The sequence below is a fragment of the Paenibacillus profundus genome (genome assembly GCF_021369635.1).
In the GTDB taxonomy this organism is placed as follows: Bacteria; Bacillota; Bacilli; order Paenibacillales; family Paenibacillaceae; genus Paenibacillus_B; species Paenibacillus_B profundus.
This window is the reverse complement of sequence record NZ_JAJNBZ010000007.1, coordinates 118,639-141,340: the sequence shown is the minus strand read 5'-3', so window position 1 is coordinate 141,340 and position 22,702 is coordinate 118,639. Positions and strand designations below refer to the sequence as shown.

Sequence of the window (22,702 nt, the reverse complement as noted above, 5' to 3'; positions counted from 1 at the left end):
TTTTCATTGTAACAGAGCCGCACCTTTATCGCCCCTCCTTGTCTCATCCATTGGATGTTGGGCTACTGCGACCAAGCCAAAAAACCAACCGAACACAAGGCTCGATTGGTTATGACAATACTTCAATCATTAATGTAAAGGCACCATAAGCTTATGTAACTGTTTCGGGCCTTCCTCCGACGGATTCTCTTCATACAGAATGAGCGCTACCGATGATTGCGGTTTTTCTTCAAAGTTGATCTGTATTTCAAACTTGCCCCAGTCTGGACCTCCAGCACTTGCAGTAGTAAATGACTTAATAATCGCCTTCGAATTTTCCATAACTTCAAATTGTACGGTCCCCTCATATACTCGGGCTTCGCCTTTCACGACATAATGGCCGGGGCTTATTTTGTGGATCATTAGGATGCGGAATGCTTCATTTCCAAGGGGGGCTTGCTTCTCGCCGGCTTGCAGCTCTGCTCCATATATTTGAACGAACTGTCTAATCGGGGTAAAGCTCGTTCCATTCCAATGCAGGACGGTCTCGAGTATTCCCAACCGATCTGCTTCATACTGACCAATAATGTTTTGAGCGGCAGTCAAATCGTAAGTACCGTTTCGTTCGTAATCAATCGGATACAGCCCGCCTACATTACCTACTTCTCCTGTCATTGGCTTTATCAGTTTTCCATTTTGATCATAAATGGATGCCAAATAATCGGCACCTTTATACGCGATATCAATTGTATACTTGGTGCTCATCTGACGATTGATGACATCCACTTTGAAGTTGTCTTTATATACGACATCGTAGTTCTCTTTCGTTTTGTTGTAGATTTCAGAATCAAATATACGTTGAAAATGATCATTCTTAAAGGAATATAGATTAGCGTATATGATGCCGCCGCTTCCTCCAGCATCGATTACAATAAAAATGTCGTCCACTTTATCACCGGTAAAATCCCCTAAAAATATCGTCGGATTGTATCCGGCATTTGCGGCAAGAGGGATTTTTGTAATGTTTTTGGTATGGCCGTCTTGCACGAATAGGTCAATATTATCGAAAAATGGACTTCCTGCTCCGAAAGGTTTGTTTCCCGTCAAAAAGACCCGATCCGGCACCCTATCTCCGTTCACGTCTCCATGCTTCATATCGAGTATCAGGCTGTTAATGCCTTTGGCATCGGCCTTGGGCTTCGATTGAGTATGCTCAAGCTCCTGCTTCAGCTGAAGCAACTTCTCTTTGGATGGATAAGGATGAGGAAGACTGAGCGCATGCTCAATCGATTTCAACGCTAAATTTGGCATGCCTGCCTTGGCCTGCGCGTCGGCAAGATAGTACCAATAAAATGAGAAGCTTGGATGCTCCTTCACTAATGTTTCGTAATAAGCTGCTACCCGTCTGAAGTAATAAGGGTATACATCCTTAGCCGGAATCAGTCCTGCCGGGCTCCAACGGTAAATTTCAACTGTATACGCATCTCCTGTATCATGTTCCCATAACGCGATTTCAGCTTTTCCGTCCTTTCCGTGCTTGCCAGGCATATCTTCGACCTCGAGCTTGCTGAAATAGATTCCCTTAGGAAACAGGTGTTGAAAACCGTGTGGCGTCCATTGCAACCCATCCAATTCCGACCATATGCTTCCAATCTGCCACCCCATGATAATATTATGGGCATTACTTCCTGTAACCGGCGCCGCCAACAAGTTCGTTACGTTATAACCATTCCCCTTTATGACCGCCGACCTTCTCCAAGTGCCGTCAGATTTCTTCAATATCGTGACATATAATTGTTCTTGGTCTTTATATACGGCGACGATCTCATTCTGGCCGTCTCCGTCTACATCAGCAACGATATATGCCGGTCGGTTATTCGGCAATAGTGCAATTTCTGCTCCGGGTGGGAGTGAGCCGGTTATTTCGTGCAAGTAATCAGTGTGATTGACGCTCATACCGAATTCCTCCTCCTTTCTCTGACCGCCACTAAGGGTCATCAGATTGTATGCCGAATCCCGTCATGAACATTCCTTTTGCTGCAATATGCCGCATGATTCAAGCGAATAATAACAAACACCACCTCCCATTTACGGGAAAGTGGTGTATTTGTTAATCCATTCCGAAATCTATCGTTCCAATACATTTTGACCCAGATTGAGTCCCATTTTACCTAAATCGATTAACCCGACTCTCATGATGCATTGACTTCAAGGATGATGCGTAGCAGGTTATAGCCTTTCTGCATGTTAGCATGTCGTATATTTCGGACTTTCAAACGTTCAAAAGCTGCTTCGCGATGCGTACGGCGTTCTCGACCGTGAATCCAAAATGCTCCATCACTTCATGTCCCGGTCCGGAAGCGCCGAACGTGTCGATCGAGAGCACGTTGCCCTGTGAGCCTGCATATCTTTCCCATCCCATCGAAATACCGGCTTCCATCGCTATCCGTGCTGTCACGGATGGAGGCAGCACCGTTTGCTTATAGTCAGCGGATTGGCGTTCAAACAATTCCCAGCTCGGCATGGCCACGACGCGGACGGAGACACCTTCGCGCTCCAGTTCGGCCTTCGTCTGCACCGCAATGGCCACCTCGGAACCTGTCCCGATAAGAATAAGCTCTGGATTGTCATTCGTCTCGGCTAAGACGTAAGCGCCTTTGGCCAGGGCATTCACATTCGCGGTCGTAGCTTCAAGCACCGGCAAGTTCTGGCGGCTCAATACGAGTGCAACCGGACCGTCCATTTGCTGCAACGCATATGCCCAAGCGCTAGCCGTCTCGTTCGCATCGCTTGGGCGAATGACCGTCAGCCCCGGGATAGCGCGCAGAGCAGCCAACTGCTCGATCGGCTCGTGCGTAGGCCCGTCCTCGCCGACGGCGATGGAATCATGCGTGAACACGTACACGACTGGCAGCTTCTGCAACGCCGCCAGACGGATAGACGGGCGCAAATAATCGTTGAAGACGAAAAATGTGCTCACGAACGGCTTCACGCCGCCGTGCAGCGCGAGACCGTTGGCGGCCGCTCCCATGGCATGCTCCCGGACTCCGAAGTAAACATTGCGGCCTGCGTACGATTCAACCGCGAACTTCTGCTCCTCGCGAATGTCTGTCATGGTAGAATGAGACAGATCCGCGCTTCCCCCGAATAGGGATGGCACGATCGATACGTAATGATTGATCGCTTCCCCGCTTGCGACACGGGTGGATACCATTGTCCCCGGTTCAAAGGTCAAAATGTGCTGCGGAGCGATTCCTGCCTTACCAGCGATGGCATTCTCCAATTCATCGTGCAAGGCGGGATGTTCCACTTTATAGGAAGCCATCAATTGCTGCCATGCCGCTTCCTTCTCCGCACCTGCTCGCTGCTTCACTTCGAAATGGGCCTTAACCTCGTCCGGCACGAAGAAGTCTTCTTCGTATTGCCAGCCGTATGCAGCCTTGGTCGCTTGTGCTTCCTCAGCGCCGAGCGGATTGCCGTGCGCTTTGTTCGTTCCGGCGACCTTCGGGCTGCCATATCCGATAATCGTGCGGATTTCGATCAATGTCGGCTGAGCCGTATGCTTCTTGGCCGCTGCAATCGCCTCCGTAATCGCAGCCGCATCATTGCCGTCCTCGATCCGGATATAGTGCCAGTTTGCAGACTCCATCCGTTTTTCTATATTTTCCGAGAATGAAAGGTTCAATGTTCCGTCCAGCGAAATGTCATTGGAATCATACAGAACAATCAACTTGCCGAGCTTCATATGACCGGCCATCGACATCGCCTCGTACGATACCCCTTCCATAAGGTCACCGTCTCCTGCCAGCGCATAAGTATAGTGGTCGATAACCGGAAAGCCTTCGCGATTGAACTTTGCAGCCAGATGCGCCTCTGCCATTGCCATGCCAACCGCGGAGGAGATGCCTTGCCCAAGCGGACCGGTCGTCGCTTCAACGCCATCCGTATGTCCGACTTCGGGATGGCCCGGTGTTCTGCTATGCAGCTTCCGGAATTGCTTCAGGTCATCCAGCGTAACTTGATAGCCGAACAAGTGCAGCAGGCTGTACAGCAGACTGGAACCGTGACCCGCTGACAAGACGAACCGATCGCGATTGAACCAGCCCGAATTGGCAGGATTGTGCTGCAAATGGTTAGCCCAGAGAGCGTACGCCATCGGCGCGGCTCCCATCGGCAAGCCGGGATGACCGGAATTGGCCCGGTTCACCGCATCGATGGACAACGTTCGAATTGTAGTAACGCTTAATTGCTCAACGGACGGGTTCATATTTGCACTCTTCTCCTTTTTTGTTGACGATATGTGATACCGTTGCTGCATCTGAATCGAGAGCAGGCCACCAATGAAAGCCGTCTTCTTCCAGAAGGCCCCGGGACGCCTCAGGACCATCGCTGCCTGCTTCATACAAGTGAAGAGGCACAAAATTGTTGGCCTTATCTTCGAACGCCTCTAGAATCGGCTGCACCCATTTCCAGGACAGCTCCACTTCATCCCAACGGGCAAAAAATGTTGGATCACCCACAAGCGCATTATGGATTAGGTTCTCATACGCTTCAGGGACATCGTCCTGATCGGCGGCATAATGAACGCGGATCGGTTCTGTCTTTAAATCGTTGTTTGCATCTTTCACATTCAGCTGGAAGGAGATCCCCTCGTTCGGGCCGATATCGATGATCAGCAGATTCGGAGTGGTCGGCTCATTTGTCCGGCTATATTTATCGAGCGGATCTTTGAATTCGATGACGATGCGGGTCGATTTCTCCGCCATCCGCTTCCCTGTTCGAATATAGAATGGAACCTCGCTCCAGAAGTAATTGTCAATCCACAGTCTTGCGGCAATGAACGTATCATTGTTAGATGCTGCTCCGATACCGGGCTCTTCGGTGTACCCTGCAACAGGCTTGCCATCGATGTATCCTGACGTATATTGGCCGCGGATTACATGATGGATAACTTCTTCCTTGTGGAACTGCCGCAGCGAGGCCAACACCGATCTCTTCTTGTCGGCGACGTCCTCGGCCGTGCTGTGTCTCGGGAGCTGCATGGCGAACATCGTCAGCACTTGCAGCATATGGTTCTGGAACATATCGCGAATTGCGCCGGCCTTGTCATAGTAAGCTGCGCGCTCCTCGACGCCAACCGTTTCGCTCGCCGTGATTTGCACATTGGCGACGTATTGGTTTTTCCATAACGCCTGCAAGATCGGGTTCGTGTATTCCAACATTTGCAGGTTCTGAATCATTGGCTTGCCGAGATAGTGGTCGATGCGGAACACTTCCTCTTCGGCGAATACGCTGCTTAACTGCTCGTTCAAGGCGCGGGCCGATTGCAAATCTCTGCCGAACGGCTTCTCGATCAAGAGACGCTTCCATCCAGACACGCTGCCCAAGCCACTTTCCTGGATGTTCCGCGCAATCGTCTCGAACAATTCCGGAGCGACTGACAGATAGAAGATGCGGTTCTCGGGAATGCTAAGCTGTTGCTCGCGCTTGCGCACCAGCTCGAGAAGCTGCTCGTAATCTTCCGGAACCGCCACGTTCAGCCGGCAATATCGGAACAGATCCAAGAAAGCGTTCAGCTCGGCCTCATTCACTGCCGGCCGTCTGGAAAATGTCCGGATCGATTGTTCCACACGGCTGCGAAAATCGGACTCTGTCCATTCTGTTCTTCCAAGACCAATGACGGAAAACGATGGGGACAATTTACGATCTATATATAAGTTAAAGAGGGCCGGATAGATTTTGCGCTGTGCCAAATCTCCAGTAGCTCCAAATAGTACAAAGGTTGCTGCGTTCATTCAAAACCCTCCTGCCTGTTGTCGAGGTTGTTCAAATAGTGACCTTTTTGAACTCGTATTATTATGAAGTGAAATAATCGTATGAAAAGAAATCCGCTCGGAGGAGCGGATTTCCCATGATTGCGCATGTGCCTCAGCCTAATGTCTTCTGGCCGGGTCTCCAGTTCGCAGGACACAGACCTCCCGCTTGGAGCGCCTGCAAAATGCGCAGCGTTTCGTCGACGCTGCGGCCCACGTTCATATCTGTCACCACTTGGTAACGAAGGATTCCTTCCGGATCGATGATGAACAAGCCGCGATGCGCAGCTGCCGTCTCTTCATCGAGAATGCCATAGTTATGAGCAACCTCTTTTGTGAAGTCAGATACCATCTGATAGTTGATCGGACCGATGCCGTTGTGGTCGCGCGGCGTTTGAATCCATGCCCGGTGAGTATGAATGCTGTCGACGGAGGCGCCGAGAATCTCACAGTCAAGCTGTTTGAACTCCTCGTAGCTGTCGCTGAAGGCAACGATTTCGGTTGGGCATACATACGTGAAGTCGAACGGCCAGAAGAAGAACACGAGCCATTTCCCGCGATAATCCTCCAAAGAAATACGCTCTTCGAGCGTCTCGATATTCTTCGTCGAGAGCAGGTTGAAGGAAGGCGCAGGAAGGCCTACTTTGGCAAACGGATAGTCGGTCGTCATTGTCGTAGCTGCTGTCATGGATGTTGGTTGCATCATTTGATATCTCCTCTTACGTTTCGTATTTTCGTATTTTTATTGGCGTTCTGCCAGAGCTTTGTTCAATTGGATTTGGTTGAAACCAAGAATGTTTGCGTCACCGATGACAGTGACCGGTACGGATCTCATCCCGGTATTCCACAATTCCTCGGCATACGTTTCATCCTTGTCGATATTCCGTTCTTCGAATTCGACGCCTTTTTCGTTGAGGAATTTTTTAACTTGCGTGCAATATTGGCAATGCGTGCTGGAATAGACGATTACTTTTTTATTATTGGACATTGGTTTCTCTCCTTTATTAGCTTCGTTAAGCCTATAATATTTATCCTCATCAAAAGGGTACATTACGAATGAACGGATTCCAGAAATCGTTCACAATCAAGTGCCGCCATACACCCGGTACCGGCTGCGCTGATGGCCTGACGATATCGGTTATCCTGAACGTCCCCGCAGGCAAATACACCTGAAATGTTCGTTGCCGTCGTTCCTGGATTGACCAGCAGATATCCGTGCTCGTCCGTCGTCAGCTGACCGCCGAGGAACTTCGTGTTCGGTGTATGGCCGATTGCCACGAAGATGCCTTGCGTCTCGATGATTTCTTCCTGTCCGGTATCGTTGTTTCTTACCTTCAGACCGGTCACGCCATGTTCTCCTGCTACTACTTCAAGCGGTGTCCGGTTCAAGCTCCAGCTAATTTTGTCATTTTGGCGCGCGCGGTCCTGCATAATTTTTGAAGCGCGCAGCTCAGTGCGACGGTTGACGAGAACAACCTCAGAGGCGAAGCGTGTCAGGAAATTAGCTTCCTCCATCGCCGAATCCCCTCCTCCGATGACGATAATCTTCTTGTTGCGGAAGAAGAAACCGTCACAAGTGGCACATGTGCTGACACCCCGTCCGACATTGTCCCGCTCTCCGGGAATACCGAGATATTTGGCGGATGCGCCTGTCGATACAATCAACGTCTCCGTCTGGATCTCGCCGAGTCCATCAACCGTCAACGTAAACGGGCGTTGAGACAGATCCGTTTGACTCACCCAGCCCGAACGGAATTCAGCTCCAAAGCGTTCCGCTTGCTTGCGCATATTGTCCATTAATTCCGGCCCCATAATTCCATCAGGGAAGCCGGGGAAGTTCTCGACTTCAGTAGTCGTGGTCAACTGGCCGCCTGGTTCCGGTCCTTCGATAATTAAAGGCTTCAAGTTCGCACGGGCCAAGTAAATGGCTGCGGTAAGTCCAGCAGGTCCCGTTCCGACAATTACTGTTTTGTACATGATATCAGCTCCATCATTTATCTCAATTTAAATTTAAACTTAAACTAAATATAAGCCGGACTTCAAGGGTGAATGCAAGATTCGATGTCGAATTTACTTCAAGGTATATACTTCGTGATCAAAAAGAGCTTTTTAAACAACCTCTATAAATCTTGCTTACAAAAACATCATACCATCGGTGCAACGCTGCATCATGAAGGTATGATGAAGACAAAATGAACCCTTCATGAAGAATACATGAAGGGTTCATGAAGATTAATCAGCTATTCGATAGCCGATCCCTCTTACGGTAACGATATACTTTGGATTTTTGGGGGCATCCCCCAGCTTCTGGCGCAAGCTTTTAATATGAACGTCGACGGAGTTGCTGCCTCCGAAATAATTTTCTCCCCACACAAACTCCATAATTTCCTGTCTGGTCATCACGCCGCCGCCTTTTAACAAGAGCCCTTTGAGCAGATCGAATTCAGTTCGGGTCAGTTCGATTTTCATTCCTGCTTTTAGTACAATAATGCGCTTCAAGTCAACGACTATATCCTTGAACCGCAATTGGTCATTGCCTTCCATCGGCTGCAGGGAATCATTCGAGCTTACCAGTTCCTCGATCTTGGCCAAGGCGGCTTCGATCGGGCAAGGCCACAGCAGAACCTCTTTTCCTTGCGTATCTGAATCCTCCCCTTCACCGTGCAGAAGGAGCATGGAACGATGATTTCCGGGAATGGAAGCCGACTTATCGGCAGGAACGGTCCGCGTCCGATCGACGATAATTAAGTCACTGTTCATCGATAGCAAGACAGGATCTTGTTCCTGATGGAACAGCAGAACATCATAACAGCGGATGGTGAGGGCGACGAACAGTGAACGAATGGATGCCGGGAACGGACTGACGATGACGACCCGTCGCGTCGTCTCGCAGAACTGCCCCTCTTCGAAGCTCGTTGCAGAACCTGTTGCGTTATCATTTATTGGACTGTTTTCTTCGAATCGCTGCACGCCGCACACACTCCTTTAAATAGAAACTCCTCTTCCGTAATAGCGAAACCTGTCTCCTCAGCTATACGCTCCAACCACTCCTTAGGCTTAGAGATGCATACTTCCTCCACCCGGCCGCACTTGACGCACACGACATGCTGGTGATCATCCGTGCGCGCATCATAGCGGCTTGCGTCACCTTCCAGCTTCAACTCGCGAATGAGACCTTCCTTCGTCAAGTACCGGAGAGAATTATATACCGTCGCATAGGCGAAGCTATGTCCGTGTTCCTTGAGACGATCCATGACGTCCGACGCGGTCGGGTGATCTGATGAATGAGATATGATATCATATATCGTTTTACGCGGAATCGTTAACATTCCTTTGCGAGCCATGAGGAAACCTCCATTTTTATACTTAGTTTAAATATAAAAAACATCGCCTCATAAGTCAACCTCACTGCATCCCCCGTGAAAAAGTAAGGCGGAAGGGTTGGGCGTGTCAGCGTGCCCACTTGTCCCATCCATTGGATTTGATCCAATGAAACAGCAGCGCATATCTCTATACCGTCGCTTCGATTGGAATTGATCCAATGGTTTGACGCTTCATCCGCGCGAATGGCTGAAAAACGGTCCGTTCCATTGGACAAATTACAGTCCACATGCCGTTTAGCCACCGAGTCCGTACACTTGACTGTACATGTTCCAATGGGACTAACTTCGACCTCACCCATAGAAAAGAAAAAAGCGAGTTCTGCGTCGTCGCGCAAACCCGCGTGTCGTTTTCTGCTCCGGGTTCGGGGTCTGCTGGCCGACCGTTGGCGGCGTCGTTCCACCCGTACACCCAACTAACAGAGATACGGCCATGATGAATGCTAAGACAGGACTGACAGCTTGCTTAAGCTTCAATTGAATGCGTTGCTGTATCAATCTCAACAGCCAATAGCAGCCACTCCTTGCGAATGGCTGCACGTACGGCTTGCCGAAGTTCCTCTTTTACCGGGCACCGTACAGGCTGGCCAACAGCTCTGAAATAGAAGCGGCCAGACTCGAATTTTCAATTATTTTTAACGTTGCCGCGTACACATTATGCTTAGGAGGCTGCCATGTTAATTCGTGTTCCAAAATATGAAGCTCTTTATTTTCAACATAACTCTTAACGATCGACTTGGGAATTAGGGTAAACCAATTTTCCTCTAAGCAACGTTTCATCACAATCGTTGTCTGATTGATTTTAAAGGCAGGCATATACCTCTCACCCATTTCATGGTAAAACCAATCCATAAACGGCTTGCCCCAGTCATTCAGCACAAAATTCGATCGGTGCAAATCATCCATCGTGATCTTGCGACCGAACGGTTGACGAGCGACAAAAACATAATCATCTTCGATGATGTGGTGCACCGCCAGTCTCGGATGGCGCGGCTTCATATAAGTAATACCCACATGAATAATACCGTCAATGACCTTCTCTAACGTATTCTCCGAAGAGTGCGTCAATAATTCGCAAGCAATAGCGGGATGGTTGTGCTGGAATTCCCGCAGTTGCTCCCCGAATATATACATCCATGCTGAAGTAGGTCCCCCGATCACAAATCTTTCAGAATACTTTTCTTGCAATTTTAATGCCTCTATACTTTCCGCATACAGAGAAATCATTCTCTCGGCATAGGGCAAGAAGGACACGCCTGCTGGTGTTAAAGCTACGTGTTTGTTGTTTCTTATTAGTAAAGGTGTTCCCATTAACTCCTCTAATGTCTTAATTCTTGCCGTTACCGTCGATTGCGCCACATGCAAGCTCTCTGCGCTTCTGGTGAAGTTCTTGCTCTTTACTACAGCAAGGAAAGCTTGCAATTGCTCAATATCCATTTCAATCCCTCCTCTTTAGAGGTTGTTTAAAAGTTCCCTTTTAATCACGAAGTATTTTGAGAGGCAATTCAACATCCAATCTTGCATTCACCCTCGAAGTCCCTTGTTTTGAATCGAAATATCCGATTGTTACCATGCAATATATTCGTTATACAAATTCAATGCTAGCAAATATAATGGGACAAAGCCAGCGGGACACTTATCTTACGTAAAGTGTGACTTCGGAACAGGAGGATGTACAATTGTATAATTGCATCATATTTGATGTTGACGGTACTTTGATTGATACGGAACAGGCGCTTATCGCATCATTGAAGCAAGTGTTATATGAAGAGCTTGGGGCGGTGTATGAAGACGAGAAGTTGCATCTCATATTGGGGATTCCCGGCCGTGACGCGCTGATGAAGCTTGAAGTGAAGGAGATTGACACAGTGCAAGCAAAATGGAATCAATATTTGCAGGAAAATGCGCATCTGACAACCGTATTTTCAGGTATCGAACACGTGCTCAAGACGCTTCATGAGAGAGGGATGGCTGCGGGCATTGTAACTTCGAAGACGCGGCAAGAATTGATCGACGACTTTGTGCCATTTGGGTTAAGCAGCTATGTGCCGAATGCGATATGCGCCGATGATACGCTGCGCCATAAGCCTCATCCAGAACCATTGCTTGCATTTATCAAGAAATATGGCGTGGATCCGACGAAAGCCATCTACATTGGCGATACAAGTTACGATATGGAAGCTGCGCACGGAGCAGGGATCGATTTTGCTTTGGCGTTATGGGGCAGCAAGAAAGAGATATCCGGTCATGTCCGTTATCAGCTTCAATCTCCACTGGACATATTGCAGTTGATTGCCCCGTTATACCCGCTAGACGGTGCGTAATAAGAATGGCGGCGATTGAGAATCCCAAGCCCATACTGGCCAAGTTAACAAACCTATCGGATTATGATAAGAATACGGAAGTGTGCACGGATTCATTAGGGTAAGGAGTTGCCAGGTATGACGGATACGATCGAGCCGTCGGTAGAAGAATTGCTGTCAGCCGGTTCTTCCGGCGGCAAAATGACGATGAAGCAAGCCCGAATTTTGTGAGCCTGTTCAAAATCGTGATGCAAGAGCTCCCCTTTCACCCTGAGCTGCATGCGCAGCTGCAGAAAGTGATCGTGTCTCAGATTAAAGAGCGCGTGGAGGCTGTCATTCGCAAATTCCAGGCTGAAGGGAAGTTGGTCAATCTCCCGATGGGAACGACTATTCGCCTCACCGCTTCCATTATCGTGGGATATATTTTGACTAGGGCGACCTTTGGCATTCGGGATGATTCTGGCTGGGACGATGAGTTAGAGCGCGAGGCAACCATTACGTTTGTTATGAAAGCTCTGTCGCCATAATAACAGCGTAATCGAACCGCCACGGAGATGCGACGTGGCGGTTTTTTGGACTGAAATTGTAATTTAGAACATTTCATATTGATTCGGATTCGGATTCTATCAGAATATATAAAGACCTTTCACTGGAATTATACTGCATTGTATCCAGTGAAAGGCCTTTGTTACACTCTATTATCGTTTGACCAAGTCGACAAAGAATTGATTGTTTTTCTTCTGCACATCCATCGTCAAGTCCAATGCTTTGGCTATCATACGTGCAGGTACGTACAAACTTCCGTCTCGTGCGACAGGACCGCGGTATTTTTCTTTGATTACTTCACAATAATCCGATTCAGGCTGGCAGTTCAGTTCCGGCTTATATACTACGGCATCATTTTCCCAGCTTTCCTCGCCCGCAGCACGAATGTTAATCTGATACCCCCGATAACTGTTCCCCCATACCAAGACCGTATGATCGCCGGCTGCAAGCTTATAGTCATGATACGTAAACAGTTCATCAGTAAGGGAGTATGTGAGCGGGAGTCCAAAAGCCGCTGCCAACTGCTTCAGCGAGACAAACATCTGTCCGTTCTGAATGAACATATCCGTTTCGTTCGCTTGCTTACCTTCCATGTAAAGCACATATTTGACGCTTTTTTCAGCATGGACAGATGGGATTGAATCGCTCACAGTCATCGTTATCGCGGCGATCAGTCCGGTTATAACGATGGCCGTTCTTTTCATAAAGCGCATGCGAGAACCTCCTCGTGCAAAAATATTTTAACTTTATTTTACAAAAAAGGGGTTTCCTTCGTTCTCAGGGACACGATCTTCAATATGATTGCAGACCGATTGCGTAAGAAAGGAGGAGGGAAACACAAAAAAGAGTAGGACGAATCAACGCCCTACCCGATATGTCCATCGAACCCAGCCCGGGTGTAAAAGGTGTCGCTCCCCGCTTCTTGCAAAAAACAGGAAATAAATCATCGACCTCTTCACACCTCCTGTCGTAAATTGTATAAATTATACAATGAGCTGCTTGAGATTACAAGTTCCATAACATCATTCATCCGTGAAAATTGTTGAACTACGAACGGAACCTCTTGACAATTGTTTTATATTGGGGTCATTATTATTGAGACAATATGTCAATGAATCATACCGAACATATTACTCCGATTGAGAGGTATAGTATGCATATCTTCAGTCCCTACATAACAATCGAACGGGAAGACTGGTCCAGGCTTCATGAGCAATCTCGCCTGTCTTTATCTCCGGAACGATTTGAGTCCTTGAAAGGCATTAATGAGCGCATATCTGTGGACGAGGTTGAAGACATCTATCTTCCCTTGACGAAGCTGATTAACCTCCATGTGGCGGCAGCGCAGCAATTGAGAGCGACAACAGCTTCCTTTTTGCAAAAAAAGACAGACAAAGTGCCGTACATCATTGGAATCGCCGGGAGCGTTGCCGCAGGCAAGAGCACGACAGCACGGCTGCTTCAAGCACTGTTGTCCCAATACGAAGAGCATCCCGAAGTGGAAATCGTGACGACCGATGGTTTTTTGTATCCGAACCGGATACTTGAAGATAAGCGCATGATGAACAAGAAGGGATTTCCCCAAAGCTATGATACGAAGCGGCTCATACAATTTCTGACGGACATTAAAGCGGGACAAGCCGAGGTGCATGCTCCGGTCTATTCCCATTTGTCGTATGATATCATTCCAGATGAGACTATAAAGGTCAAGAAGCCTGACATTCTCATCCTCGAAGGCATTAACGTCCTGCAGGTGAGCAGGGAAGCCAGTGTATTTGTCAGTGACTTTTTCGACTTTTCCATTTATGTGGAAGCGCGGGAACCCGACTTGGAGAAGTGGTATGTCGAGCGTTTTCTGCTTCTGAGGGATACGGCCTTTCAGAATCCGACGTCTTACTTTCATCGCTATGCCGAATTGACGGAAGAAGAGGCCATTACTAGAGCAAGAAGTATTTGGAGAGACATCAATCAGGTGAACTTGACTAAAAACATACTGCCGACCAAAGGCCGCGCCAAGCTCATCCTAAGCAAGGATACCGATCATCGAATCCAGAACGTTCACCTTCGCAAGTAATGGATTCACGCTTCTAAGCATACACTTCTGTATCGAACGGGCCTATTCGCCTTCTGGCTGTCGTCGGCATCTCTCTCCTTACCTTCGTATTGCAGGGCGCTGTAAATATAGGAACCGGCCGCGATCGACCGGACGACAAAGAGGAACGCAAACTCCCTTAATTATCTCACCCCATAAAAATGGCAGTCCGGGTATGTTGTTCGGACTGCTATCGCATTATTTACTCCACGATTAGCTACAGTACGGTCGCTGCCAAGTAAATTCGAACGGTACACCAGTTCATCCAATCTATCCCTATAATGGATAGGATGATAGAAAAAAAGTGCCTCTTGCGCATCATAAGAAGATACCAAGCTACCTCAGCACCTATTATCACTCACGTCAATTATAAGCTTCGAACATAGCGCTGCCTCTGCCTCTATAGAACCTCCTACTCTGACGTTTTCAGAGCCCACCAATATAAGAGTCGCCTTCCTAGTAGACATGAAGTTCATCCACCAAGTGCCACCCTCCCCGAACAGCATGAATCACAATTTGCTGTCTCTTCTGTTCGTTCTCAACCATTTAGCTTCATTCTCCCCTTACTTCAGGAAATAGTGTATTGCTCTTCTGTCTCCCACAGTTCGGGCGATGAAATAGGTGCAATCCATATGACCAACTGCTTCCTGTAATGAGGTGAGCATTCGCCCGCTGTCTCTGTACCGATTGGATGGAAGATTAGGCATATGCATCAAGCAACTTCATTACGATCATTAGAGGAATTGACCACATGGCAATCAACAGAGGAATTGGCTGCATAGCGGTCACTCAAGTAACTGGCTATCTGACAATCGCTAGAGTAACAAGATACCTGCCGCACGAGCTCTGCTAGAGTGATGACTGCTGGTATTAAACTCAGGAAAATCGATGCATTACATTTTAGGAATCATAATTATTTGACGCTTAAGTTAACATAATAATGTTTATGTACAGAACGGAATCCGCTCTTCCTGCTTCAATATCAGCACCTAATTGGATAGGTGTCCAATCAGAAAGGCTGGCCTTCTTCATACAATGAATTATTACGGTAAGGTGAAAGGGGTTCAGCATACATGGCGAACAGTTGTGCTGAATACAGAAGGTCGTCCCCCGCTTTGACTCATGTGGATATCATCCTCGTTCTTTTCCTGCTTTTAGTCATCGTATGTCTGTTGTTGTTCGGATGCTGAAGCATTCCTGACGAACTTCATTTCAGACATCACCAGCCTGTATGCTATATGAACGAAAAAGCTCTGCTATATTTTGCATGAAATACAGCAGAGCTTCGCTATCTGGACTTGAATTCCCGCTCGCGATATTGCGAAGGGGTCATTCCGAATCGTTTGCGAAATACGGCGTGCAAATAATTTGCGCTTGCAAACCCTTCGGACACGGCAATTTTTTCAATGGGAAGCCGCGTTTCCACCAGCTTCCGGCACACCGCATCCAGCCTCACTTCCTCCAAAATAGCGCAGAACGACCGATTATCATGGTGCGCTTTCAAAATACGCTGAAGCTGGCGCGAGCTTATATTCAGCTTCTCGGCCACATCCTTCAACGTCATCATGCCCGCATAATTGGCACGAATATATTGCAGAGCGAGCCGATAGCGGTTCGCGTTCAAGTCGCGTGATGGAAGACTGGCTGGCATGTCTTTCATATCATAGGCTTTTACCGCGCGCAGCAAGATTTGGATAATGCTGTGCTTAATCGCCGTGTACGAACCTAAGGTATTGTCGCAGCGAGCCTGATAAGCTTCAAGAAAACAACACATCGCGTCATGTTTATCTATGGCTGGCTGCAGCGGCAAGGATTCCAGCATTTCAATACAACTGCCGGAGTCTGCGATTTCCCACTTATCTACATTCCGATCATCGCCGATAGATGGGGCCGAGGAACGGTCCACGATATCGAAATGCAGGCATAACTCGTCCATCGCTTCGCTCGCATCGGCTTCTTGATAGTGCATGACTCCAGGGCCCGTTACATAGAACATGCCTGCGGTTAAATCGAACGATCGATCCTCCATGATCACTTTACCTTTTCCCCGGGGAATGAAGTGGAATTCAAACTCTGAGTGTTTATGAAATCCTACCGTTTTGCCAGGTGGAAACGTCGTCAGATGGAACCGGAGCACCCGGATTTCATAATGTCCCCAGCGGATCCGCAAATCAAGGCGTTCCAATGCATCCTTACGCTCCCACATCACTTCGAATGGAAAAGAATTCATTGAATAGCACCTCCTGAAATTCGGATTAGCGTTCCAGCTCCTCCAGACCAATGGCGCGGCGTTCTGCAACCGAGCGGTTGGAGGCTTCCATTAATTTGGTCAATTCCACCGCCATTCGGATATTCTCCTCTGCCTTCGTGTTATTTTGAATATGACTGACCCATTGATGGAAAGCGCTATCCCGATTGGACAACAACGGCTGTTCTTGCCAATCGTGTGCTAGTTCAGCTCCTTGACGGTTAGTCCGAAGCAGAAGCTTCGCTTCCGGGGTTCCGTACAGGAGTGTTCCTTCCGTTCCATGCACTTCCACCGTGAACGGTGAATACGAATTCACGAAGCCCGCTTCGACGATGCCTACGGCACCTGATTGCGTCGAAAGCATCGATACCGCGTTATCTTCCACCGCTTTTCCTGTAACATAGCCATATTGAGCCGAGACATCAACCGGTTCTTCTCCTAGGAATAGCCGCGTTAAGTACATCGGATGGCAGCCAAGGTCGATCAACGCGCCGCCTGCACAGTCCTCCAGGCTATAAAAATGATCTGGCAGCCACCCGGCAATCGCTCCGTTATGAGATAGGCGGACACGAACCAACGTTACTTTTCCGAGCAGCTGTTGGGCCAATATTTGCTGAATCGTCAACGTATAACCATCATTCAAACGGGGCAGCGACACCGTTAACTTCACGCCGTTCTTCTCCACCGCTTCCAAAATTTCATTAACTTCTTTCAACGTGGGCGCAAGCACTTTCTCGGTGAAAATATGTTTGCCGGCGTTAGCTGCCGCAATCATCACATCCCGGTGCATGCGAGTCGGCGTATCTACAATAACGGCGTCGATATCACTGGCCAAAATGTCATCAAGCGAAGCATAGAAAGGCACGCCCAGCTTCTCTGCCGCTTGCTTGCCGCGTTCCGGATTTTCATCCCATACCGCACTTATTATCGTCTCAGGGTGTTCTTCCGCCTGTTTTGTATAGTCCCAAGCATGCACGTGCCAATAGCTTAATTTTCCGATGCGAAGTGACACAGCCATCTCTCCCTTTGTATATAAAATAATGACACCTGCATTCAATATAACACAGCTCACTCGAATTAAAAGTTTAATATGGCGACATCAAGTGTGTAAATTTACGACATGAAGCATCAATCCGTTATGCACTCTTTTACAGCGGACAAGGCCGCGCCACTCGACACGCCCAACGCAAAATCGACAGCACATTGAGCATGAATTTTTGTTGTATCATAAACGGGTATACTGCAATTATGTTGTGAGATGAGCAGCCCTATTTCAGTACATCCAAAAATAACAGCTTCAGCTCCCTGTTGAATAAGGTTATAAATAATTTTTACATAGGATTGCTTAGACTCTTCGTTAATAATTCCAAGACATAGCTCTTGATAGATGATATCGTGTACAATCCCTCGCTCTGCTTCATCCGGAACCACGACATCCAGCCCATACTTGTCAATGAGTCTGCCTTTGTAAAAATTTTGTTCCATCGCGTACGCGGTTCCCAGCAAAGCGACTTTTTTTACTCCGTCTCTTATGATTTCATTCGCAGTTGCATCAGCGATATGCAGTAAAGGGATAGATACCGATTCTTCTACTTCGCTTGCCATCTTGTGCATCGTATTCGTGCAGATGACGATACAATCGGCTCCGCCAGCTTCCAGTTTTCGCGCTGCATCTATCATCATTTTTGTGGCTTCATCCCAGTTGCCTAGCTGTTGAAGGGATTTGATTTCTTGAAAATCTACAGAGTACATCAGACTTTTTGCAGAATGATGCCCGCCTAACTTTGCTTTTACTCGCTGATTTATAATTTGGTAATAAAGTAAAGATGACTCCCAGCTCATGCCGCCGATAAGGCCTATTGTTTTCAAAAGCGAAGCACCCCTAATCCATTTTTACTCCATTTTCGCATAAATGCTCATGCAGTGCCATACATGCTGCTCCTTCCTTTACTGATGAGGTGGCGTTGTACTAAGATTGATTATAAATAAAGAAGGTTAGAACGACTGGAGGCATAAGCAATGTTTGACCCAACGATATTCGACAATCTGAAAGTGGTGTTCGAAGGCAAGCTGTATGATGTGGAAAGAGAAGCTGGCATACTGATCGTCGGACGCGAAGATATTATCGATCTGGCGGGATACAACCGGACGTTTCGAATGAGAGTAAAGCCGCAGGATGGCAGTTGTATCGCCGAGCTTCAAATTTCGAGCGGCTTGGCTGATTTCACCGGTGAGCTTCGCGGCATACGGATCGTTGATGAAGAGCCCGGAGCAGAGCTTCAGCTTACCTTCGAGTTGCCTGGAGAGCAGGCGGTTCACTCCCATCACGTTCATGAACAATTAACTGCTCTCTGGGCTGAATCGGCGGATATTATTCACGAGCGCTCATATCAATTAGAGCCATACGGCGATGCAGCAACGAGTATATCAGCTGAGCCAGCCGACAATGGGGTATATCGAATCAGGGCGAAGTTTCGCCAAAAAGTGAATGAAAGCCATATCGATGACATCGATTCCTTAATCGATCATGTATTGAAGTCGATTGAAGCATTGGAATCTTGAGCAGCCAGCACCTCACGGAGATTATTGAGTGTTTCGATCTCGAATAAAAAACAAACCGCTCGTCCGGCGAAGGAATGAAACAATCATGTCCTTCGTGCCGAATGGCGGTTTGTATATGAAAATACGGTCTTTATGCAAGCGTCAAAACGTCTCTTCCGCAAAGCGCCTCGGTTATCGCTGACACCGACAGCTTGCATGGCTGATCCGGGAACTCGCCGCCGCTTGCGCACACGGCTAGCATATGTTCCGGGTCGGGAGCATACATCCTGAAACGATAACGGTATTCTTGATTCCGTGCAGCCATCTGAATGTCATCCATGCCGCCTACGGTGAATGTGAAGCTGTCAAGGGGGACGGTAAGCCCTGTCCCTTCCGCCTTCACGAAGCTTTCCTTCAATGTCCAAATCTTATAGAACATCGGAAGTCTTTCCGCTTCGCGCAATGACAGGATTGCCTCCGTTTCAGAAGCGGCAAAGAAGCGTTCTGCAATCGACAACTCGATGGGACGGATTTGCTCGATATCTACGCCCAGCGGAAGATCCGCCACGGCGCATGCGACCCAATCCCCCGAATGGCTGACATTATAGTGATAATCGGGATGGCTTGCCGCATAAGGCTTGCCATGCGTGTGCCGTTCAAATCGAATGTGTTCATTTGAACACCCGTATTGGGATATGATCAACGCGCGCACGATGCATTCGGATAGCAGCGTTCTCTTTGCGTCGATCTCTTGTCTGAAACGAGCAATGCTACTTTTCCGCTCTTCGCTTATATAAGGAAGCAGCTCTTCCATATCCCAGCTTCCGTCAACCGGAACGATGACCAATTGCACCCCGCTACACCTCCCTAATGAGTATTAATTGTTCCACTACTATGACATTTCCAGTTCCAGACTCAAGCTTCGTTTCATGATGAACTCCTTCTTTCATCCCGTGATTCAGCTATAGCTGATACAGTCTGCAGGTTGCTTTACTGAGCAGGAAGCCATACGTTACCACTGCAAGGGCTGTTCTAGTCCCTTCCATACGATCCATCGCGCCAGTTCCCGATGTGCAGCGGTCCCTATCGCGTAAGGGTCACGTTCATCCGTATCCAAATCCAGTAGATGGAGCATGCCTCCGTACGAACCGACAGCTAACCGCTTGCCCGAAGGACTGACCGTAATGCCCGATATCGTGCTGCCCAAAAAATGCTGCCACGACAATGCTCCGTCAAGCCTTACGGTTCTCAAATAACCGTAGGCATCTCCTAGAATCATCTCATCGCCACGAACAGCAGCGGCATACACACGGGCCCCGTCTTCAATGATATCCTCCTCTCCGGCCTCCAGCGGACTTGAGGCAAGTGCCTCTTGTATGGAAGCTGACAGCGTAATGCCATTGTAGAAATGGCAAGAATTGAACAATATGCGTTCATCATCTCCGCTAAATAAACAGCAATGCGGATAGCTGCTCTCGGGATAGATTTCTGCCTTCAAATTACCTTCCGCGTCGTATAGCAGGTGTGAGCTTCCTTGGCTTCCAAGAGCGATATGCTTCTCATCGTGCGACAGCGCAGCATGAACCATATCAAGCCAGATGGCTTCAACATCGTCACTGCTCCAATCCTCGATTTCTTCTGCAGACGGATGAAGCAGCTTCGCTACTCCGGCTTCAATCAGATAGATTCCTAGATTGGACACAACAATCAGCTTCTTACCGTCAGCAAACGGGATAATTTCCGTGAGTTGCTCATGAGGCTGCTCTGCGTCCGCCAAGGACTGCATAGGACACCCCAAACTCTTAATGGAGTCGAGTATGTCGTTCCAAGAAAAAGAGTGCAGCAGCTCTCCTGTCAAATCATTATGTATTCCACGTAAAGTGCGGATGCCTTCCTCGTCGACAAGCGCATACGTTTCACAATTAGGAGAACGACCGACAAGCGTGATGTGCTCGAATTGCCTCGTGTCCCCTTCTTCGCTGACGACATATACGCAGCCCGCTTCCCAGGTTGCGCCTGCTCGGAAGACAATGGTATGCTCATCGATGAAAAACAATGATTTCACCGCCTGAATTCTATCCTCGAACGCTCCCAATAACGGCCACGTGGCCGGCGGAAGCGCGCTGCGCAGCTGTTCGATATCTCCTGCTTCATTCGCGGCGGCTACCATTCCGAATACTTGTTCCGCCAGCTCGCGGCGGCCGTCCTCCTGCAAAGCACCCTCGTCCACTGCATCCCAGCCCTCGGTCAACCCTTTGCGCACAAATTCATTGACATTCTTGGCGTACCGCTCTCCTTCTTGACGCCATCGCATGGCAACGAGTTCATTCAACCACGTCATATCTTCACCTCTCCAATTCGCTTCCTTTATGCAACGAGCTCTTTTTCCATTATATACGAAGCTCATGTAGACGGACATGAACGAATTGCTGACAAAACAAAAACGCATGATCCATGAATTGATTGGACCATGCGCTGCTTATTATCTAATCCTTACTCGACGATGATCTTGCCGACCATATCATTATGACCGGTGCCGCACATAATCGAGCATTTGAATTCATATGTTCCCTCTTTGTCAGCCACAAACTCAGTCGATCCCGGCGAGTCTAGCTTCACTTTCAAATCCGGTATTTCTACACCGTGCATCCCTTGACTATTTTCAAGCGTCAATTTGACCGTTTGGCCCTTCTTTACCCTGATTTCTTTCTGATCAAATTCAAAATTGGACGCTTTCAACGTGACGGCTTGCACATCGCCCGAAGAAGCGGTTGCTGAAGTACCTTCATCTTTTGCCGCTGAATCGTTCCCCTGGCTGCCGCATGCAGCCAAAGCCACGGCGAGAAGAAGTGTGGATGCCGCAATGGCAAATTTCTTATTCACATCAATGCCCCCTCAACTCATTCACCCTGTTCACGAATTGCCGCGAACGGTTCGGTATTGGAAAAATGTTCTTCCCTGCTATCTATTGTAGCTATAAATTAAATCACAATTATTAGTCCAATATGAACGGAAGGTGAACGATGTTTGAACGAACAGTGACAAATACTGGATCGGATGCTCCCGCAATTCGCTCAAGCAATCGAATCGTCAGAGGAAGACAGACGCTCCATGGCGAGCTGTACAGCTATGACATCATCGATATAGCCGATAGGGAACAAATAGTCCGGAATAATATCTGCCGACAAAATAAAATACAAGAGCGCGCTTCCCAAGATATACCGATCTTCTGGAGTTACGCGTTCGTCGCAATATTTTGAGAACATGTAATGCAATTGATTGATGAAGGGCCCCCATCCGCTTACTTCTTTCACTTTGCTATGAAAAGATTCCAAAATGATGCGGTTCCCTTCTTCCGTTTGCGCATATTGCTCATATTTCGCCAGTTCTTGGCGAACGTGCTCTGCCGTCACCTGATAATCCAGCAGCCGGATAGAATGCAGCAATTCCTGAATGGTCGCCACGGAATCACCGATCTCCTCGCGCAGTTCTTTATGCTGCGTCCCTTTATTCAATCCTACCGCTTCCAGCAATTTATCCATCGGGAGATGAAGGTGCTCCGCGAATCGGCGCAGATGGTCGAGCTTTGCCGGCTGCTTGCCGTTGATAATTCTGGAAATCGTTGCTGTATCGATATTGGTGAGCCCGCTTAATTTTCGCATGGAAAGGGATTGTTGCTTCAACGAATCTTTCAACAGCATTCCCAAGTCCTCTGTCCCTTGATGGTCCGACATTGTCAATTCAATCCTTTCCTGTGAAATATGGAACACGGTCTATCGCTATCAGTATATGCACGAATG

21 protein-coding genes and 1 pseudogene are annotated in these 22,702 nt (G+C 48.2%); 4 read left to right on the top strand and 18 right to left on the bottom strand.

Features of this window, described 5'->3' with window-relative positions; all coding sequences use genetic code 11:
* Positions 1–129 precede the first annotated feature (129 nt).
* From LQV63_RS11865 to LQV63_RS11825, 9 genes are all read right to left on the bottom strand, one after another.
* On the bottom strand, positions 130–1,935 hold the full coding sequence (locus tag LQV63_RS11865; protein WP_233696870.1) for a Gmad2 immunoglobulin-like domain-containing protein: 1,806 nt from the start codon (positions 1,933–1,935) through the stop codon (positions 130–132).
* 316 nt (positions 1,936–2,251) lie between these two features.
* Positions 2,252–4,246 (bottom strand): transketolase, encoded by a 1,995-nt coding sequence (gene tkt / locus LQV63_RS11860; protein WP_233696869.1) that lies wholly within the window; start codon positions 4,244–4,246, stop codon positions 2,252–2,254.
* Positions 4,230–5,774 carry a glucose-6-phosphate dehydrogenase gene (zwf, locus tag LQV63_RS11855; RefSeq protein WP_233696868.1) on the bottom strand — a complete coding sequence of 515 codons (1,545 nt, stop codon included), beginning with the start codon at positions 5,772–5,774 and terminating at the stop codon, positions 4,230–4,232. Before zwf ends, tkt begins: the two co-directional genes overlap by 17 nt.
* A gap of 133 nt (positions 5,775–5,907) precedes the next feature.
* Complete coding sequence (locus LQV63_RS11850) at positions 5,908–6,495, bottom strand: peroxiredoxin (RefSeq protein ID WP_407672917.1); 588 nt, start codon at positions 6,493–6,495, stop codon at positions 5,908–5,910.
* A gap of 39 nt (positions 6,496–6,534) precedes the next feature.
* On the bottom strand, positions 6,535–6,780 hold the full coding sequence (locus LQV63_RS11845) for a glutaredoxin family protein (protein WP_233696866.1): 246 nt from the start codon (positions 6,778–6,780) through the stop codon (positions 6,535–6,537).
* Between the two features lie 62 nt (positions 6,781–6,842).
* The gene (trxB, locus tag LQV63_RS11840) at positions 6,843–7,769 is read right to left on the bottom strand and encodes a thioredoxin-disulfide reductase (RefSeq protein ID WP_233696865.1); all 927 of its coding nucleotides are present in this window, start codon (positions 7,767–7,769) and stop codon (positions 6,843–6,845) included.
* Between the two features lie 255 nt (positions 7,770–8,024).
* Positions 8,025–8,762: a winged helix-turn-helix domain-containing protein gene (locus LQV63_RS31765; RefSeq protein WP_019422095.1), complete on the bottom strand. Its 738-nt coding sequence runs from the start codon at positions 8,760–8,762 to the stop codon at positions 8,025–8,027.
* Positions 8,732–9,136 (bottom strand): Fur family transcriptional regulator, encoded by a 405-nt coding sequence (locus tag LQV63_RS11830; protein WP_019422096.1) that lies wholly within the window; start codon positions 9,134–9,136, stop codon positions 8,732–8,734. The genes LQV63_RS31765 and LQV63_RS11830 overlap by 31 nt, the downstream gene beginning before the upstream one ends.
* Before the next feature lie 600 nt (positions 9,137–9,736).
* Complete coding sequence (locus tag LQV63_RS11825; protein ID WP_019422099.1) at positions 9,737–10,609, bottom strand: LysR family transcriptional regulator; 873 nt, start codon at positions 10,607–10,609, stop codon at positions 9,737–9,739.
* Positions 10,610–10,851: 242 nt separating this feature from the next.
* On the opposite strand from LQV63_RS11825, the gene LQV63_RS11820 reads away from it, so the two are divergent.
* Both LQV63_RS11820 and LQV63_RS11815 read left to right on the top strand, forming a co-directional pair.
* A complete protein-coding gene (locus tag LQV63_RS11820; RefSeq protein WP_233696864.1) occupies positions 10,852–11,496 on the top strand; it encodes an HAD family hydrolase in 645 nt (214 codons plus the stop codon).
* Positions 11,497–11,702: 206 nt separating this feature from the next.
* Positions 11,703–12,002 carry a hypothetical protein gene (locus LQV63_RS11815; protein WP_233696863.1) on the top strand — a complete coding sequence of 100 codons (300 nt, stop codon included), beginning with the start codon at positions 11,703–11,705 and terminating at the stop codon, positions 12,000–12,002.
* 171 nt (positions 12,003–12,173) lie between these two features.
* Here the strand turns inward: LQV63_RS11815 and LQV63_RS11810 are convergent, their stop codons facing one another.
* On the bottom strand, positions 12,174–12,734 hold the full coding sequence (locus LQV63_RS11810; protein WP_233696862.1) for a hypothetical protein: 561 nt from the start codon (positions 12,732–12,734) through the stop codon (positions 12,174–12,176).
* Positions 12,735–13,174: 440 nt separating this feature from the next.
* Between LQV63_RS11810 and coaA the strand changes: the two genes are divergently transcribed.
* Positions 13,175–14,095: a type I pantothenate kinase gene (gene coaA / locus LQV63_RS11805; protein ID WP_019422104.1), complete on the top strand. Its 921-nt coding sequence runs from the start codon at positions 13,175–13,177 to the stop codon at positions 14,093–14,095.
* Positions 14,096–14,280: 185 nt separating this feature from the next.
* Here the strand turns inward: coaA and LQV63_RS32055 are convergent.
* From LQV63_RS32055 to LQV63_RS11790, 4 genes and pseudogenes are all read right to left on the bottom strand, one after another.
* Positions 14,281–14,400 (bottom strand): annotated as a pseudogene (locus LQV63_RS32055) (hypothetical protein); the annotation flags it as partial.
* Between the two features lie 1,001 nt (positions 14,401–15,401).
* Positions 15,402–16,343, bottom strand: coding sequence for an AraC family transcriptional regulator (locus tag LQV63_RS11800; RefSeq protein ID WP_233696861.1), 942 nt, complete (start codon positions 16,341–16,343; stop codon positions 15,402–15,404).
* Positions 16,344–16,368: 25 nt separating this feature from the next.
* Positions 16,369–17,379, bottom strand: coding sequence for a Gfo/Idh/MocA family protein (locus tag LQV63_RS11795; protein WP_233696860.1), 1,011 nt, complete (start codon positions 17,377–17,379; stop codon positions 16,369–16,371).
* 110 nt (positions 17,380–17,489) lie between these two features.
* The gene (locus tag LQV63_RS11790) at positions 17,490–18,230 is read right to left on the bottom strand and encodes an aspartate/glutamate racemase family protein (RefSeq protein ID WP_233696859.1); all 741 of its coding nucleotides are present in this window, start codon (positions 18,228–18,230) and stop codon (positions 17,490–17,492) included.
* Positions 18,231–18,380: 150 nt separating this feature from the next.
* Between LQV63_RS11790 and LQV63_RS11785 the strand changes: the two genes are divergently transcribed.
* Positions 18,381–18,923: a hypothetical protein gene (locus LQV63_RS11785; RefSeq protein WP_233696858.1), complete on the top strand. Its 543-nt coding sequence runs from the start codon at positions 18,381–18,383 to the stop codon at positions 18,921–18,923.
* A gap of 130 nt (positions 18,924–19,053) precedes the next feature.
* On the opposite strand, the gene LQV63_RS11780 is transcribed toward LQV63_RS11785, so the two are convergent.
* The 4 genes from LQV63_RS11780 to LQV63_RS11765 form a co-directional block, all read right to left on the bottom strand.
* Positions 19,054–19,755: a 4'-phosphopantetheinyl transferase family protein gene (locus LQV63_RS11780; protein WP_233696857.1), complete on the bottom strand. Its 702-nt coding sequence runs from the start codon at positions 19,753–19,755 to the stop codon at positions 19,054–19,056.
* A gap of 159 nt (positions 19,756–19,914) precedes the next feature.
* A complete protein-coding gene (locus LQV63_RS11775; RefSeq protein ID WP_233696856.1) occupies positions 19,915–21,243 on the bottom strand; it encodes a WD40 repeat domain-containing protein in 1,329 nt (442 codons plus the stop codon).
* Between the two features lie 152 nt (positions 21,244–21,395).
* Positions 21,396–21,785 carry a cupredoxin domain-containing protein gene (locus LQV63_RS11770; protein WP_019422112.1) on the bottom strand — a complete coding sequence of 130 codons (390 nt, stop codon included), beginning with the start codon at positions 21,783–21,785 and terminating at the stop codon, positions 21,396–21,398.
* 191 nt (positions 21,786–21,976) lie between these two features.
* Positions 21,977–22,636: a DUF1232 domain-containing protein gene (locus tag LQV63_RS11765; RefSeq protein ID WP_233696855.1), complete on the bottom strand. Its 660-nt coding sequence runs from the start codon at positions 22,634–22,636 to the stop codon at positions 21,977–21,979.
* Positions 22,637–22,702 lie beyond the last annotated feature (66 nt).